The organism is Pseudomonas sp. F220, assembly GCF_057813935.1.
The window spans coordinates 25,878-40,662 of sequence record NZ_JBVASJ010000009.1 but is presented as its reverse complement, the minus strand read 5'-3'; the positions used below and the strand labels follow the sequence as shown (position 1 = coordinate 40,662).

13 protein-coding genes are annotated in these 14,785 nt (G+C 58.3%); 8 read left to right on the top strand and 5 right to left on the bottom strand.

Annotation, left to right across the window (positions count from 1 at the left end):
• Positions 1–136 precede the first annotated feature (136 nt).
• The 6 genes from speB (at position 137) to ACZYSM_RS10770 (ending at position 7,904) form a co-directional block, all read left to right on the top strand.
• Positions 137–1,114, top strand: coding sequence for an agmatinase (gene speB / locus ACZYSM_RS10795; protein ID WP_489071481.1), 978 nt, complete (start codon positions 137–139; stop codon positions 1,112–1,114).
• A 97-nt stretch (positions 1,115–1,211) separates the two neighbouring features.
• On the top strand, positions 1,212–2,720 hold the full coding sequence (locus ACZYSM_RS10790; RefSeq protein WP_489071480.1) for an aldehyde dehydrogenase family protein: 1,509 nt from the start codon (positions 1,212–1,214) through the stop codon (positions 2,718–2,720).
• A gap of 169 nt (positions 2,721–2,889) precedes the next feature.
• Positions 2,890–4,458: a purine-cytosine permease family protein gene (locus tag ACZYSM_RS10785; protein WP_489071479.1), complete on the top strand. Its 1,569-nt coding sequence runs from the start codon at positions 2,890–2,892 to the stop codon at positions 4,456–4,458.
• A gap of 2 nt (positions 4,459–4,460) precedes the next feature.
• On the top strand, positions 4,461–6,149 hold the full coding sequence (gene betA / locus ACZYSM_RS10780) for a choline dehydrogenase (protein WP_489071478.1): 1,689 nt from the start codon (positions 4,461–4,463) through the stop codon (positions 6,147–6,149).
• Between the two features lie 499 nt (positions 6,150–6,648).
• Positions 6,649–7,479, top strand: a complete 831-nt coding sequence (locus tag ACZYSM_RS10775; protein ID WP_489071477.1) for an undecaprenyl-diphosphate phosphatase — start codon at positions 6,649–6,651, stop codon at positions 7,477–7,479.
• Positions 7,476–7,904 carry a DUF1294 domain-containing protein gene (locus ACZYSM_RS10770; protein WP_489071476.1) on the top strand — a complete coding sequence of 143 codons (429 nt, stop codon included), beginning with the start codon at positions 7,476–7,478 and terminating at the stop codon, positions 7,902–7,904. Before ACZYSM_RS10775 ends, ACZYSM_RS10770 begins: the two co-directional genes overlap by 4 nt.
• Here ACZYSM_RS10770 and ACZYSM_RS10765 read toward each other — a convergent pair.
• Complete coding sequence (locus ACZYSM_RS10765) at positions 7,901–8,260, bottom strand: MmcQ/YjbR family DNA-binding protein (protein ID WP_489071475.1); 360 nt, start codon at positions 8,258–8,260, stop codon at positions 7,901–7,903. The two genes, ACZYSM_RS10770 and ACZYSM_RS10765, sit on opposite strands and share 4 nt — an antisense overlap.
• Entirely contained in the window at positions 8,257–9,165 is a 909-nt protein-coding gene (locus ACZYSM_RS10760; RefSeq protein ID WP_489071474.1) for a LysR substrate-binding domain-containing protein, read from the bottom strand. The genes ACZYSM_RS10765 and ACZYSM_RS10760 overlap by 4 nt, the downstream gene beginning before the upstream one ends.
• 129 nt (positions 9,166–9,294) lie before the next feature.
• Between ACZYSM_RS10760 and ACZYSM_RS10755 the strand changes: the two genes are divergently transcribed.
• Together ACZYSM_RS10755 and ACZYSM_RS10750 are read left to right on the top strand one after the other, a co-directional pair.
• A complete protein-coding gene (locus ACZYSM_RS10755) occupies positions 9,295–9,906 on the top strand; it encodes an FMN-dependent NADH-azoreductase (protein ID WP_489071473.1) in 612 nt (203 codons plus the stop codon).
• 252 nt (positions 9,907–10,158) lie between these two features.
• Positions 10,159–11,196 carry an alpha/beta hydrolase family protein gene (locus ACZYSM_RS10750; RefSeq protein ID WP_489071472.1) on the top strand — a complete coding sequence of 346 codons (1,038 nt, stop codon included), beginning with the start codon at positions 10,159–10,161 and terminating at the stop codon, positions 11,194–11,196.
• Between the two features lie 9 nt (positions 11,197–11,205).
• Here ACZYSM_RS10750 and ACZYSM_RS10745 read toward each other — a convergent pair whose 3' ends face one another.
• The 3 genes from ACZYSM_RS10745 to ACZYSM_RS10735 form a co-directional block, all read right to left on the bottom strand.
• Positions 11,206–12,390, bottom strand: a complete 1,185-nt coding sequence (locus ACZYSM_RS10745; RefSeq protein ID WP_489071471.1) for an MFS transporter — start codon at positions 12,388–12,390, stop codon at positions 11,206–11,208.
• A gap of 346 nt (positions 12,391–12,736) precedes the next feature.
• Entirely contained in the window at positions 12,737–14,029 is a 1,293-nt protein-coding gene (locus ACZYSM_RS10740) for a glycosyltransferase (protein ID WP_489071470.1), read from the bottom strand.
• A 213-nt stretch (positions 14,030–14,242) separates the two neighbouring features.
• Positions 14,243–14,611 carry a response regulator gene (locus tag ACZYSM_RS10735; protein WP_489071469.1) on the bottom strand — a complete coding sequence of 123 codons (369 nt, stop codon included), beginning with the start codon at positions 14,609–14,611 and terminating at the stop codon, positions 14,243–14,245.
• Between the last annotated feature and the right edge of the window lie 174 nt (positions 14,612–14,785).

Here is a 14,785-nt window from a genome sequence, read left to right as displayed (position 1 = left end):
CGATGCATCGCCGATGCCGATGTGAGTATCGGATAGTTAGCATTTTTTCTCTGAAATCCGGCGCTCATAGTCACTCCAACGGCGGTGACTTACCAGCTCCGCCCTCGCCAAAAAATAAGAACGGAGATGCATCGACATGTCTAAGCACGGTTATGAATCCGGCCGCTTGAACCTTCCATTCGTAGGCCACTGCACCTTTGCCAAGTCCCCGATCTGCACCGATTGGGATGCACTGGATGCTGACGTGGCCATCCTCGGCGCTCCCAACGACATGGGGACTCAGTGGCGTTCCGGCGCTCGCTTTGGCCCGCGCGGGATTCGTGAAGCATCGACCTTGTTCTCCTTCGGTCATGCCGGTGCTTACGACCATGAAGATGACGTGCTCTACCTGACCCGCGATGACGTGCGAATGGTGGATGTGGGTGATGCCGATATCGTCCATACCGACATGCAGACCAGTAACGACAACATCGAGTTTGCCGTGCGCAAGATTCTCCAGGCAGGCGCCATGCCGGTGGTCCTGGGCGGCGACCACTCGGTCCACGCTCCGGTGATCAAGGCCTTCGAGGGCAAGGGGCCGATTCATATCGTGCACTTCGACGCTCACCTGGATTTCGTCGATGAGCGTCATGGTGTTCGCTATGGGCATGGCAACCCGCTGCGGCGCGCTTCGGAAATGGATCACATCGTCGGCATGACCCAGATGGGCATCCGTAACGTCTCGTCGTCCAATCGCGATGACTATGAAGCTGCGCATGCCGCCGGTTCGAAGATCCTTTCGGTCCGCGATGTCCGTCGGCTTGGCACTGAGGGCGTGTTGGAGCTGATTCCGCAGGGCGTCAATTACTACATCACGATCGACATCGACGGTTTCGATCCGTCCATCGCACCGGGCACGGGTACGCCCAGCCATGGCGGCTTCTTGTATTACGAAGTACTGGAAATCATCCAGGCCCTGGCCAAACGCAGCAAAGGCAACATCATCGGGATGGATCTGGTGGAGGTCGCGCCGGTCTATGACCCGGCCGGGGTTACCTCTATTCTCGCCGCGCAACTGCTGCTAAACAGCATCGGCTTCATCTACCACGAGCGAGCCAAAGCACGGGCTATGTGATTGACGAAATACCCCCGGCTCAGTGCTAGGCCGGGGCGATCATTGAACCACGGCAGTGGCCAGGCGCGAATGTAACCGCCGGCCAGAGAGAATAATAATGGACACGATCGTTAAGCAGTATCTGCAGAAATTCGGTGTATCCGAAGCCACCCAAACCTTCCTCGGCAAGGTCCAGAAGATGTTTATCGGTGGCGCGTGGGTCGAAGCCAGTGACGGACAGACCTCCGATGTCATCGAGCCGTCGACCGAAGGCTTGATCACCCGTATTCCCATGGGCACCACCGACGATCTGGATCGCGCCGTGCAAGCCGCCCGCGCCCAGTTTGACGGCGGCGCCTGGCGTCAGGCCAAACCGCTGGAACGCGAGCGGATGATGCATCGCCTGGCTGATCTGATCGAAACCAATGCCGTCGAACTGGCTGAAATCGAATCCATCGACATGGGCAAGTCAGCCGCTCAAGCGCGGGATGTCGATATCCAGGGCACGGTCGACACGCTTCGTTATTTCGCCGGTTGGGCGACCAAGCTTCACGGGCGCACCGTCGAGCCATCTCTGCCGGGCAACTACCTGGCGTATACGCGCAAGGAACCGGTGGGCGTGGTCGGCGCCATCGTGCCGTGGAATTTCCCGCTGCAAACCATGGCCTGGAAACTCGGTGCCGCGCTGGCAACCGGTTGTACAGTCGTCGTCAAACCCGCCGAGCTGACGTCGCTGTCGGCCTTGCGCTTCGCTGAATTGGTGCAGGAAGCGGGCATCCCGGACGGCGTGATCAACATCGTGACCGGGCGCGGTAGCGTGGTCGGTGCGGCGATGGCGACGCACCCCGGCATCGACAAACTGACCTTCACCGGATCGACCCCGGTCGGTCGCACTGTCGGGCGGGCAGCGGTGGACGAAATGAAGCGACTAACCCTCGAGCTCGGAGGAAAATCCCCGGTTATCGTGCTGGCCGATGCAGATGTGCCGGCAGCAGCCCAAGCGATCGCCAACGGAGTGTTCTTCAACTCGGGTCAGGTCTGCGACGCCGGTACCCGCGCCTACGTCCATCGCAGCATTTACGACGAGTTCTTGCGTGAGCTGATCGACTACACCCGGACGTTGAAGATGGCCCCGGGACTGGATCCCGACTGTTTCATCGGCCCATTGGTGTCGGCGTTGCAAAAGGAGCGAGTGACGGACTACATCGCCATCGGCAAGCGTGAAGGTGCCGAACTGGTCTACGGCGGTCAGCCGGTCGATGGCCCAGGCTACTTTGTCGAACCGACGATCTTCGCCCATTGCCGCAATGACATGCGTATCGTCCAGGAGGAGATTTTTGGTCCGGTGCTGGTCACCGCGCCCTTCGACGATGTAGAGGAGGCCCTGACTCTGGCCAACGACTCGCCCTATGGGCTGGCCGCCGCGCTGTATTCCAACGACTTGGGCCGGGTACACAGCCTGATTCCACGGCTGCGGGCGGGGACGGTATACGTCAATGCCCACAGCACCATCGACCCTTCGATGCCGTTCGGTGGTTACAAACAGTCCGGGTTCGGCAAGGACCTGGGGGCTGAGCAACTCGATTACTTGCTGGAGACCAAGGCGGTCTGGATAACCCTGCCCTGATCATCGGTTGAAGCTTGTTCACGCCTGACGCATGACGCGCCGCAGGCGTGAACGGCAAGGACGCGGCTTTCTACCAAAGGTCTTTCTACCAAAGGTGAATAGGCGGCGCCGTTCACCCGAAAGATTGCAGTTATCTCGTCATGATCTTCAATAATTATAAGAGTACGTCATGCACACTAATCCTGATCTCACCGTCACAGCGTCTCCTCGCGACGACAAGTTAGCCGTCGAAGGGCATTCGATCGACTTCATCCCTGAAAGCGAACGAACCGACAAACTGTCGAGCCAGGGACCGTTCTGGTTCCTCGGCAACTTCACCTTCTTTACCATGACCATCGGCTTCGTCGGCCCCAGTGTTGGCTTGAGCGCCTTATGGACTACCCTGGCCGGCACGCTGGGCATCATGTTCGGCACGTTGTTCATGGCGTTTCACGGTTCACAGGGGCCACACCTTGGGCTGCCGCAGATGATCCAGTCGCGGGCGCAGTTCGGCTATCGCGGGGTGATTCTGGTACTGCTGGCGACGCTGTTTGTCTTCGCCGGCTTCAATATCGTCAACCTGGTGTTGATGATGCAGGGGCTCAAAGCACTCTTCGGTTTCAACCCGATAGTGGTGGCGGTAGCCGTGACGGTGCCAGCGACAGTACTGGCGATCCTCGGCCATGACTGGATGCATCGCAGCTTCAAGTGGGCGCTGTACCTGTCGATTCCGCTTTACGGTCTGGTGACGTTGGCGGTGCTGATGCACTGGGTGCCCGATGCGCCGATGCCGCTACTCGCCGCTGGCGAAGTTGCTCCGGCACCTTTAGGGTTCAACTGGACAGGCTTCATCACCCAGTTTGCCGCAGCGGCGAGTTACAACATCGCCTACGCGCCCTATGTTTCCGATTATTCGCGCTACCTGCCGAAGAACACCCCCAGCGGCAAATTGATCGCGGTGGTCTTTCTCGGCGCCTCACTGTCCGGTGCCTGGATGATCTCCGTGGGTGGCTGGTTGGCCGATCACCTGCATGCAACTGATGTACTGGTCGCCTTGGGGCAAGTGGGCAACACCGTGTCGCCAATTATTGGCACCGTCGTGGTGGTCGTGACGATCCTGGCGTTCCTGCCGGTCATCGCCATGAATATCTACAGTGCGAAGCTGACCACGCTGACCTGTGTCGACTCGATCAAACACATCGAACCGACACGCAAGGCGCGCATCCTCGCCATTGGTTTCGTGATCCTGCTACAGCTGGGCGTGGCGCTGAGCATTCAAGGTTCGGACACAGGCCTGTCGGTGCTCGGGATCTACCTGGTGGTGATGCTGTACTTCCTGGTGCCCTGGACCGCAGTCAACCTGACTGACTACTTCTTCGTGCGCAGGGGCCGCTATGCCATCCCGCACTTTTTCACGCCGCACAACACCCTCTATGGCAGCTGGGGCCTGCGCGGTATCGCCTCGTATGCGATTGGCTTCGTCGCGATGATCCCGTTCTTCTACATCTTCGACGGCGTGGCGCAGAAGGAAGTCTATGTCGGCCCTCTCGCCAAAGCACTCGGCAACATCGACGTCGCCTGGCTTGTAGGGTTGATCGTGTCGGGACTGGCGTACTACTGGCTCAGTCGTTCGATTGACTTGAAACGCGAAGAAGCGGTGATCCAGAGCATCGAGAAGACGTGCCCGCATTACACCACCGGGGACAAGAAGGCTTCACGACCTGCGCCGCTGCTCAGCGAAAAGACTTTTGGGAGATAACCATGGCGATCCAACAATTTGACTACATCATCATCGGCGCGGGCTCTGCCGGGTGTGTGCTGGCCAACCGTCTGACTGAAGATTGCGACACCAGCGTTCTGGTTCTGGAATACGGTGGTAGCGATCGCAGCGTGGTGATCCAGATGCCGAGTGCATTTTCGATCCCGATGAACACCACGAAGTACAACTGGCGCTACGAGACCGAGCCGGAGCCCTACCTCAACGGACGTCGAATCCACTGCCCGCGAGGCAAGGTTCTGGGTGGCTCTTCGTCCATCAATGGGCTGGTGTACATCCGTGGTCATGCGCTGGACTTTGACGAGTGGGAATCGCTGGGTGCCAAGGGGTGGGGCTACCGCAATTGCCTGCCATATTTCAAACGCGCCGAAAGCTGCGAGGCGGGCGGTGACGATTACCGGGGCGGTTCCGGGCCCTTGCACACCACCAGCGGCAATCACATGAAAAACCCGCTGTACGGGGCGTGGGTCGATGCGGGAGCCGAGGCGGGCTATATCAAGACTGACGACTGCAATGGTTTTATGCAGGAAGGCTTCGGCGCCATGCACATGACGGTGAAAAACGGTGTGCGCTGTTCCACCGCTAATGCCTATCTGCGACCCGCCATGAAGCGGCCCAACCTGACCGTGGTCACCAAAGCGATGACCCGTCAGATCATCCTCGACGGCAAGCGGGCGGTGGGGGTCATCTACGATTGCGAAGGCCAGACCCATACCGTCCATTGCAACAAAGAAGTATTGATCTGTGCCGGGCCGATTGGCGCCCCTCACTTGCTGCAACGCTCCGGTATCGGTCCGGCCGAGGTGCTCAAGAAAGCCGGCGTGGAGGTCAAACATCACCTCCCTGGTGTCGGGGAAAACCTGCAGGACCACTCCGAGATTTACATCCAGTTCGGCTGCAAGGAGCCGGTGACGCTCAACAGCAAAATGGACCCGCTCAGCAAATTGTTGATCGGTCTGCGCTGGTTACTGCGCAAGGACGGGCTCGGTGCGACCAATCACTTCGAGGCCGGTGGTTTTATTCGGTCTGAGCAGGGGCTGCGCTGGCCCGACATCCAGTTTCACTTTCTGCCCGCTGCGATGCGTTACGACGGCAACAAACCCATCAAGGGGCACGGCTTTATGGTGCTCACCGGGCCGAACAAACCCAAGAGCCGGGGCCATGTGCGGATTCGCTCGGCCGACCCTTACGAACACCCGGAAATTCTCTTCAACTACCTGCAACGTGAAGAGGATCGCGAGGGGTTCCGACGCTGTGTTCGTCTCACCCGGGAAATTATCGGGCAGCCGGCGATGGATCGCTTCCGTGATGGCGAAATTGCGCCCGGCCCTCTGGTTAATACTGACGAAGAGATCGATGCGTTCGTCCGCGAAAATCTGGAGAGCACCTACCATCCCTGCGGTTCATGCCGCATGGGTGAGGACGAGATGGCGGTGGTTGACTCGCAATTGCGTGTACGGGGTATCGAAGGGTTACGGGTGATCGACTCATCGGTGTTTCCGAGCGAGCCCAACGGTAATCTCAACGCCCCGACTATCATGCTTGCCGAACGAGCCGCCGACCTGGTTCGTGGGCGCAAGATGCTGCCCGCATCCGATGCGCTCGTCGGTCTTGCCCAAGCATGGGAAACCCGTCAACGCACGTCAGCGCCGGTACGAAAGGTTCGCTGCTGATGGGAGTGTAGGAGCGAGCTTGCTCGCGATAGACGTTAACGAAGACGCGTGTTTTCTGAATAAACGCGCTGCCCTTGAGTCCATCGCGAGCAATCGAGCGTCGACCGGCTGCTCCTACAGGGGGGCGCAGCGTTCTGGTCCAGGCGGGTTACACCCGGAGTTGAAGTCCTCGACCCCATGCGCCTGTGACACACCGCGCAAGCTATTGATAACCCATCCCCGCGTATTCTTACTCTTGTAATAAATACCCGCCAGCCTTTAGATACGCTTTGGGGTGTGGGCCAATCCGACCCAAGTCTACTAACGCTACAGCGTTAATCGGGTATGTCTGGTAGCATTTCGGCCGCGCATAAAAAAACTTGAATTCGACTTGTTTTTACAAGGATTTTTACGGTTTTTGTTGATTTTGTGTGCGCAGAAATTCAGCTGCGCTATTGCAGTGAACGCTATGGAAAATATTAACGAGGCGTGCCTGGAGGCATTGCTTCATGGGGGATAGATGGATCTTTGGACCGCCGCTCAGGCATTGATTTTAGGGGTTGTAGAGGGGCTGACTGAGTTCTTGCCCATTTCCAGTACCGGACACCAGATTATTGTCGCGGACTTGCTGAATTTTGGTGGTGAAAGGGCCATGGCCTTTAACATCATCATCCAGCTCGGGGCGATTCTGGCGGTGGTTTGGGAGTTTCGCCGCAAGATCCTCGACGTTGTTGTCGGGTTGCCGACACAACGCAATGCCCAGCGATTCACGATCAATCTGCTGATCGCGTTCTTGCCAGCCGTGGTGTTGGGGGTGATTTTCGCCGACCTGATTCACCAGTACCTGTTTAATCCGATTACCGTCGCCACAGCCCTGGTGGTGGGCGGGATCATCATGCTCTGGGCCGAGCAACGTCAACATCAAGTACATGCCGAAACCGTCGACGAAATCACCTGGAAAGATGCGTTGAAAGTCGGCTTTGCCCAGTGTTTGGCGATGATTCCCGGAACTTCGCGCTCCGGCTCGACCATCATCGGTGGTTTGCTGTTTGGCCTTTCGCGCAAAACCGCTACGGAGTTTTCGTTCTTTCTGGCAATGCCGACCATGGTCGGTGCGGCGGTGTACTCGGGCTTCAAGTACCGTCATTTGTTTCAGCCCGATGACTTTCCGGTCTTCGCCATTGGCTTCGTCACCGCGTTCATCTTCGCGATGATTGCGGTCAAGGGGCTGCTCAAGTTCATTGCCAGCCACAGCTACGCAGCGTTTGCCTGGTATCGGATTGCCTTTGGCCTGGTGATTCTCGCCACCTGGCAGTTCGGCTGGGTCGACTGGGCGGCAGCCAAACCTTGACCGAACCACGGCCGCGCAACAACTCCGGGCAACAGCCCGGGGTTGCTGTTCAGAACCCGCGATTCAAAGGGTTGGTTTTTCTGGCGTTGTGCACATTGCCCTGTTTCGGATCGGCAATGTTGTGGCTGCGCGGGATTTCCATTATTCCCTTGGCTGCCTACGGGATCGTCAGCCTGCTGGCGTTCTTCCTGTACTGGAACGACAAGCGCAAGGCCCGCGCCGACAGCTGGCGGACGCCGGAAAACGTTCTGCACGCTGTGGAACTTGCCGGTGGCTGGCCCGGGGCTTTGTTGGCACAACAGTTATTTCGGCACAAGACGCGCAAGGTCTCGTATCAACTGGTGTTCTGGGTGATCGTGCTGTTGCACCAGGTATTCTGGGTCGATCAGTTGTTCCTCCGCGCCAGCCTGTTCTCCTTGTTCTAGAGCTGTAATCCGATCTGCACGCGCTTGGGCAACTTGCTGACGACCAATTGATGGGAGCGTTGCAGCAAGCCTTGCAGCTCTTCGGTGGCCAGCGGGTAGGGCGTTTCCATGATGATCCACTGCGCCCTCGCCAGATAAGGCGCAGGATGAATGCCCGGACGGTCGACATGCCCGAGAAACAGCTCTTTATCGACCTTGAAGGCTAGCGACGCACCCCGCAGGTTCTGCAGCGCAAACATCTTGTTCCCGGCAATCGAGAACACCCGCACACCACCCCATTTGTAATCTTCCCTGGCGCCGGGCAGTGCCAGGCAGAAGTGCGCCACATCCTCTTCCGTCATGAGCTTGGCTTTCATAGCAGTCGATCTCCGCAGCTTTTGAACGATTCGGTCAAATGATCAATCCAGGCGCGCACCGCGGGCAGTAGGCCGCGTCGATGAGGGTAGACCGCCAGCAGCCAGCCGCCAGGCAGCGACCACTGGGGTAATAGCTGAACCAGCTGGCCGTTTTCCAGTTCCTGTTCGCAATACATCATCGGCAGGATAGTGAACCCCAAACCCGCCAGCGTGCAGGCTTTGCGCACAATGAAATCATCAATCCCCAAACGCGCTTCAAGGGTCAGATCGCAGACTTTTCCGTGCTCATCGAGCATGCGCAAATGCACCATGCGGTCGGCTTCCAGCGCGCCCAGCACCGGGACGTTCTTCAAATCGTCAGGACTGTTTATTTCCCGCTCGCGCAGAAAGGCCGGGCTTGCGATCATCACCATTTGGGCCTGGCGCAGGCGGCGGGTAACCAGTAGCGGATCCTCATCCCCGAGCTCACGCACTCTCAAGGCAACATCGATGCCCTCGGTCACCAGGTCAACCCGGCGGTTGAGTAACATCATCTCAAGCTGAACCAGGGGGAACTTCTCCAGAAAAGTGCTGATCACCGTAGGCAGAAACTCATGGGCCAGGCCAACCGGGCACGACACCCGCAGGCGTCCGCGAGGTTCACTGGACATGCTGGCGACCGCTTCGTCGGCCATTTCCGCTTCCAGTAGCATGGCTTGGCAATGCCGCAGGTAACGCTCACCGACTGCGGTCAACTTCAATTGGCGCGTGGTGCGCTGCAGTAAACGGGCGTTCAGTCGCTCCTCCAACTCGGCAATGCGCCGGGACAGACGCGACTTTGGAATACCCAGCAAACGCCCTGCGGCGGCGAAACCACCGGCTTCCACGACCTTGGCGAAATAGTAGAGGTCATTGAGGTCTTGCATGGTCAGGACTCGACTGTTCTATCAGTGGGACGAACTATCGCATTATTGCCGGCTAATCAGCTATTGGTTTCATCTGTAGGATTGTCCTCACTTGATCGCCCTGTGGCGATCCTCACTTGGAGATCCCACATGAAACTCTTGCATATCGATTCGAGCATCCTGGGCGACAACTCGGCTTCCCGTCAGCTCAGCCGCAGTGTCGTTCAAGCCTGGCAAGCCGCTGAACCGGCAGCCGTGGTGACTTACCGCGACCTGGCAAGCGATGCCATCAGCCACTTTTCCGCCAACACCCTGGTTGCCGCTGGCACTACCGCTGAACTGCGTAACGCCGCACAGCAGCATGAAGCCGAGCTGAGCGCTTCGACTCTGGCCGAATTCCTCGCGGCTGATGCTGTGGTGATCGCCGCGCCAATGTACAACTTCACCATTCCGACCCAATTGAAAGCCTGGATCGACCGTATTGCGGTTGCCGGCCAGACCTTCCGTTATACCGAAGCTGGTCCTGAAGGCCTGTGCGGTAACAAGAAAGTCGTAGTGGTTTCGACTTCCGGCGGTTTGCACGTTGGCCAGGCCACCGGCGTCGGCCACGAAGAGTACTTGAAAGTCATGTTCGGCTTCATGGGCATCACGGACATCGAGTTCGTCCGTGCCCACGGCCTGGCCTACGGTGACGAAGTCCGCGTTAAAGCCATGAGCGATGCTCAGGCGCAAATCAGCGAGCAGTTGTTCGCTGCCGCGTAAGGCTTGTGTAAAAACTCAAATAGCTCAAGTAACACCCACTAAACTCTGTATTCTGGCCACCAGTAAATGGTCAGAGTACGGAGTTTTTTTGTTTCTGATGTTTCAGGTTTTGGCCCAGGTTATGCAGTCATGGGTTACCGACCCCGCGCTGCGCACGCCTCAGAAGCGGCCAAGACTGGCACAAAGCCTTGGCTGTAAGGGATGGCAGCAAAAAACGGGCTTTCTTATTACGTAGCAAAGGTGGGGCATCCGATGATGCGTCTTAGTGCAGTGTTACTGATCTGCCTGCTCAGCAGCCTGAATACAGTGCAAGCCGCGCCTGCGCCACCCCCGCATTGGAGCGTCGGCTTCCATGAGATGAGCTTTCTCGATCCGCTGGATTTGCAGCCGATGCGGGCGATTGCCTTCTACCCATCGACTGGCATAGAGCATTCAAGCAAGGTTGAGGGTTATAAGATCGAAGCCACCAAAGACGCCAAAGTTGCGATTGGCCGGTTTCCGATGCTGATGCTGTCCCACGGCAATACCGGAACCCCCCTGGCCTTGCACTACCTCGCCACGTCACTGGCGCGCAAAGGCTTTGTGGTGGTCGCGGTGATTCACCCCGGCGACAACTACAAGGATCACAGTCGCCTTGGCACGTTGAGCAACCTGTATGGCCGGCCGATCCAGATTTCCGAAGCGATTACTGCGACCCTGGCTGACCCGATGCTGTCACCGTTCGTCAACGCCGATCAGGTTGGCGTGATTGGCTATTCGGCCGGCGGCGAAACCGCGTTGATCCTCTCCGGTGCCACGCCGGACCTGGATCGCCTGCGCCGCTATTGCCAGGAGCGCCCCGACGACAACGACGCCTGCAACACCCAGGGTGAATTGATCGTCGATCGTGATGACTTGCGGCCCGTTGCCGACCCGCGGGTTCACGCCTTGTTACTGATGGCGCCGCTGAGCCTGAAGTTTGGTCGTCATACACTGGCCGATGTACATGTACCAGTGCTGCTTTACAGTGGCGACGGCGACAAACTGGTGGCGATCGATAAAAACGCCGCTGCGCTGGCGCGCAAACTGCCGATTGCTCCTGACTTCAAGTTACTGGCCGGTGCCGGGCATTTTGTGTTCATGGCTCCCTGTACAGAGGAGCAACTGGCAGCGATGCCTGCGTTGTGTACCGACGCTGCCGGCGTCGACCGCGAAGACATTCACCGTAACTTGATCTCTGAAGCCGGCCAATTCTTTTCCAATACGCTGGGCAAGCCAAGCAGGGCAGGGTTGCAGACCGCTGATCAATAGCGGCGGCTCCTACGCAGACCGGCGTTTGAGCAGCAAGGTCAGCCCCAGCCCGGTGACAGACAACAACGCTGCGCAGAAAAAAATCCACGAGTACCCCAGGTTCAGCGCCACGGCGCCCATCAATGGCCCGGCAATTGCCAGCGCCAGATCGAAAAACACCGCATAAGCACTCAGTCCCGCGCCGCGGCTGGTGCTCGGTACTTGCTTGATCGCCTCGACCCCGAGGGCTGGGTAGACCAGTGACAAACCGAATCCGGTCATCCCGGCGCCCATCAAGGCAACGCCTGTCGAGGGGGCAAGCCAGAGCAATACCAGCCCCACGGTTTCGATGCACATACAGGCGATCGCCGATGTGAAACCACCGAACCGATTGATGCTGGAGATAAAAAGCAGACGCGCCAGAATAAAACACATCCCGAATACCGTCAGGCAGTACGCGGCACCGGTCCAGCCACGGCTGACATAGAAGAGTGTAATAAAGGTGGTCAAGGTGCCATAGCCGATAGACGCCAGGCTCAGACTGGCACCGTACGGGGCAATGCGCCCAAACACGTCCCAGAAGGGCAGACGCTCGCCGCGAATGACTGGAACCGAAGGTTTGTTACGGATCAGTAGCAAAGCCGCCGCCGCCAGCAGCGACAGGGCGATGCCCAGACTGGCAAAGCCCAGTTCGCCGACCATCACCACTCCCAGCGGCGCGCCAATGGCGATGGCGCCATAAGACGCGATGCCGTTCCATGAAATCGAGCGAGCTGTATGCTCCACGCCGACCTGCCCCATGCACCAACTGATGGTGCCGACCCCGATCAAGCCTTGGGCGATACCCAGCAGCAAGCGGCCGCCGATCAGAATCAGCAGACTCAGCAGCGGCAAGCTTTGCAGCAAGGTAGAAATAAGTGTTAACCCGCCACTCAGGACAATCCCTACCAAGCCGTAAATGATCGCGCGCTTGGTGCCGATGCTGTCCGACATGCGTCCCGCCATGGGGCGGCTGAGCAGGGTCGCGAGGTATTGCGAGCCGATGGTCAGCCCGGCCACCACAGCACTGAACCCCAGTTGTTCGTGGACGTAACCGGGCAGCACGGCGATCGGCAGGCCGATGCACAGGAATGCGATAAAGGTATAGAAAACGATGGAGACGATCTGCAGGGTGATCGCCATGGAGCTGAATGTGGGCGTTTGTTGCGCAGACATGAGGGTCGTTCGCGGGCGGGCGGTTGGAGAGTTGCATCATGGCGTGGGCGCAGAATAAAAGGAAGCAGGCTAACGATTTGTTTTTCGGGGTAGGGTTGCAGTTGTCTCAGTGGGTGGGATTCGTTTGATGTATGGGGAGATTGATCGTCTGCCATCGTGAGCAAGCGCAACGCAGCCCCCCACACTGGATGTGTGTCGTGCGGGAGGTGAATGCGATCAAATGTGCGGGCTTGTTCGCGATGACGTCTTAACCGTCAGCGAAGATCCAACCAGGGCCTTCAGCCCGGTGAATACCTGATGACCGCTTTCGAACGGCTCATCGGTGAACCTCGCCAGATCAGGGCTTTCAACTGCTGCGGTTTTTCGCCTCAATCCACTGCGCCATGTATTGGGTGCTTTTATGGTGATGGTGACGCAGCATGCTGCCGGTGAAGTTATTTCGCCGCTCTTGCGCAAGATTCGCCCGGCATAGAACGATGCGCTCGATCAGCGCAGGGCCGTGGACCTGTTGCCGGTACCGGGCGGCCAACAGTTCACGTCCACGATCCTGAGCTTGAGTCCATAGCCTCTGATCTTTATACAGCTGCACTGCGGCATCGGCGAATGCACTCGCGGTTTCGGTAATCGCACCGGGCCAAGGCATGTCACCGTTCATCCCTTCAGCGCCAATCGGCGTGGTGATATTGGGCGTGCCACAGAGCATGGCATCGACAATCTTACCTTTGATCCCTGCACCGAAACGCAGCGGAGCGAGGCAGATCCGCGCGCTGGACATGACTTGCAAGGCGTCTTCGGCCCAGTTCATGACATGGAAACCTTGCGCTGCGTTGTGCAAAGCAGTGGCCTTGGGCGGGGTGTAGGCGCCATAGATATGCAATTGCGCGCCGGGCAGTTGCTGACGGATCAGCGGCCAGAGGGTGGTTTTCATCCAGAGCACTGCATCCCAGTTCGGCGCATGGCGGAAGTTGCCGATACTCAGAAAGTGCGCGCGGTCTTCGAAGGGGGCGAATGACTGTGCGGGTGGGTCGAGCATCAACGGGCACCAGTGCAGCAAATGACGTGGCACCTTGAACTGCTCTACCAACAGCTCAATTTCGACCTCAGAGACCATCAGACTGAGATCGCAGCGGTAGAGTGCGGCGATTTCCCGTTTGGCCAGGTCAGTGTCGGCCATGTACATGAATTCCTCGCGCAGGGCAGGGGCAAACAGCGCACTGAAGTCATCCTGATCATCGCTGGCTTTGAGGCGTTCCTTGAGCCGCTGATGACGTGCATGCCGCAGGCTTTGCAGATCCGATGTCTCCAGTACGCGCAGAGCGTCGGGGCATTGTTTCTCTACGCGCCAGCCGAATTGCTCTTCCATCATGAACTGATCGAATAGCACGATATCCGGAGCCAGTTCGGCAACAAAGGTATCGAAACTGCTGTTATTCAACTCGATCGGGCATTCTCGAATGCCCAGCGCAAGCAGGTCCGCCTTATGTTCCCCGACGCCCGCAGGACTGCTGAAGGTGACGTCCCAGCCTTGTTGCAAGAAAGTCTCAAGGATTTGCATCACATGCCCACCGGCGGCAGATGAGCGTGGCTCGGGCCAGACGTAACCAATGACCAGGACTTTGGTTGCGGCGGTCTGACTCATAAGCGGGGGGTTCCTTGAAGCGGGTAGGGGGGATGAGGGTTTCGCGAGGGGCGCAATTAAATCACAGGTAAGGCGGATGTTCGCGGCCGGAAATGGCAGCGTCCGAGGACGGAGTCCTCGTAAACCTGTGCTCGCGGTTTATCTGAAACACTGAGGTGCAGGGTTTTACGGCTGCTTCGCAGCCGAACGCTGCCTCGTTCTACTCGACAGCTGCTACGCCCTGCCAAGCAGCATGCTGCGAACCTTGTCCCGCAGTTGATCGATAGAAAAGGGTTTGCCGATGACCGACATGCCGGCAGGGGCTTCAATACTTTCGGCATAGCCGCTGGCAAACAGAATCGGCAGCGCTGGTCGTAGCTCACGGGCGCGGGTGGCCAGCTCTTTACCGTCCATACCAGGCAGCCCGACGTCTGTCATCAATAGGTCGATGGTCTGTCCGCTGTCCTCGAGAAGGCTCAGGGCGACTTCGCTGCCATCGGCTTCAAGCACCTTGAACTCCAACTCTTCCAGCACGTCAACGATCAGCATTCGCACGATGGTGTCGTCTTCGACTACCAGGATGGTGGAGGCGGTGGTGGACATGATGGGGCTCTCGAAAAATGAACGTGTGGGTGCCGGCCGGTGAAACAGGCCGGCCTCTTGCTTGAGTCATTGTCAGACCCCGACAAGCTCCCGAAGCCGTACAAAAAAAGCATAGCTGTACAACGGCCTGCAAGAATAATCGGTCTACTGAACCCTATGCAGCTACGACATAGG

Excerpts from the sequence above, each read along its gene's own strand:
- speB (WP_489071481.1), top strand. The coding sequence starts at position 137 with ATGTCTAAGCACGGTTATGAATCCGGCCGCTTGAACCTTCCATTCGTA.
- ACZYSM_RS10790 (WP_489071480.1), top strand. The coding sequence starts at position 1,212 with ATGGACACGATCGTTAAGCAGTATCTGCAGAAATTCGGTGTATCCGAA.
- ACZYSM_RS10785 (WP_489071479.1), top strand. The coding sequence starts at position 2,890 with ATGCACACTAATCCTGATCTCACCGTCACAGCGTCTCCTCGCGACGAC.
- betA (WP_489071478.1), top strand. The coding sequence starts at position 4,461 with ATGGCGATCCAACAATTTGACTACATCATCATCGGCGCGGGCTCTGCC.
- ACZYSM_RS10775 (WP_489071477.1), top strand. The coding sequence starts at position 6,649 with ATGGATCTTTGGACCGCCGCTCAGGCATTGATTTTAGGGGTTGTAGAG.
- ACZYSM_RS10765 (WP_489071475.1), bottom strand. The coding sequence starts at position 8,260 with ATGAAAGCCAAGCTCATGACGGAAGAGGATGTGGCGCACTTCTGCCTG.
- ACZYSM_RS10760 (WP_489071474.1), bottom strand. The coding sequence starts at position 9,165 with ATGCAAGACCTCAATGACCTCTACTATTTCGCCAAGGTCGTGGAAGCC.
- ACZYSM_RS10755 (WP_489071473.1), top strand. The coding sequence starts at position 9,295 with ATGAAACTCTTGCATATCGATTCGAGCATCCTGGGCGACAACTCGGCT.
- ACZYSM_RS10750 (WP_489071472.1), top strand. The coding sequence starts at position 10,159 with ATGATGCGTCTTAGTGCAGTGTTACTGATCTGCCTGCTCAGCAGCCTG.
- ACZYSM_RS10745 (WP_489071471.1), bottom strand. The coding sequence starts at position 12,390 with ATGTCTGCGCAACAAACGCCCACATTCAGCTCCATGGCGATCACCCTG.
- ACZYSM_RS10740 (WP_489071470.1), bottom strand. The coding sequence starts at position 14,029 with ATGAGTCAGACCGCCGCAACCAAAGTCCTGGTCATTGGTTACGTCTGG.
- ACZYSM_RS10735 (WP_489071469.1), bottom strand. The coding sequence starts at position 14,611 with ATGTCCACCACCGCCTCCACCATCCTGGTAGTCGAAGACGACACCATC.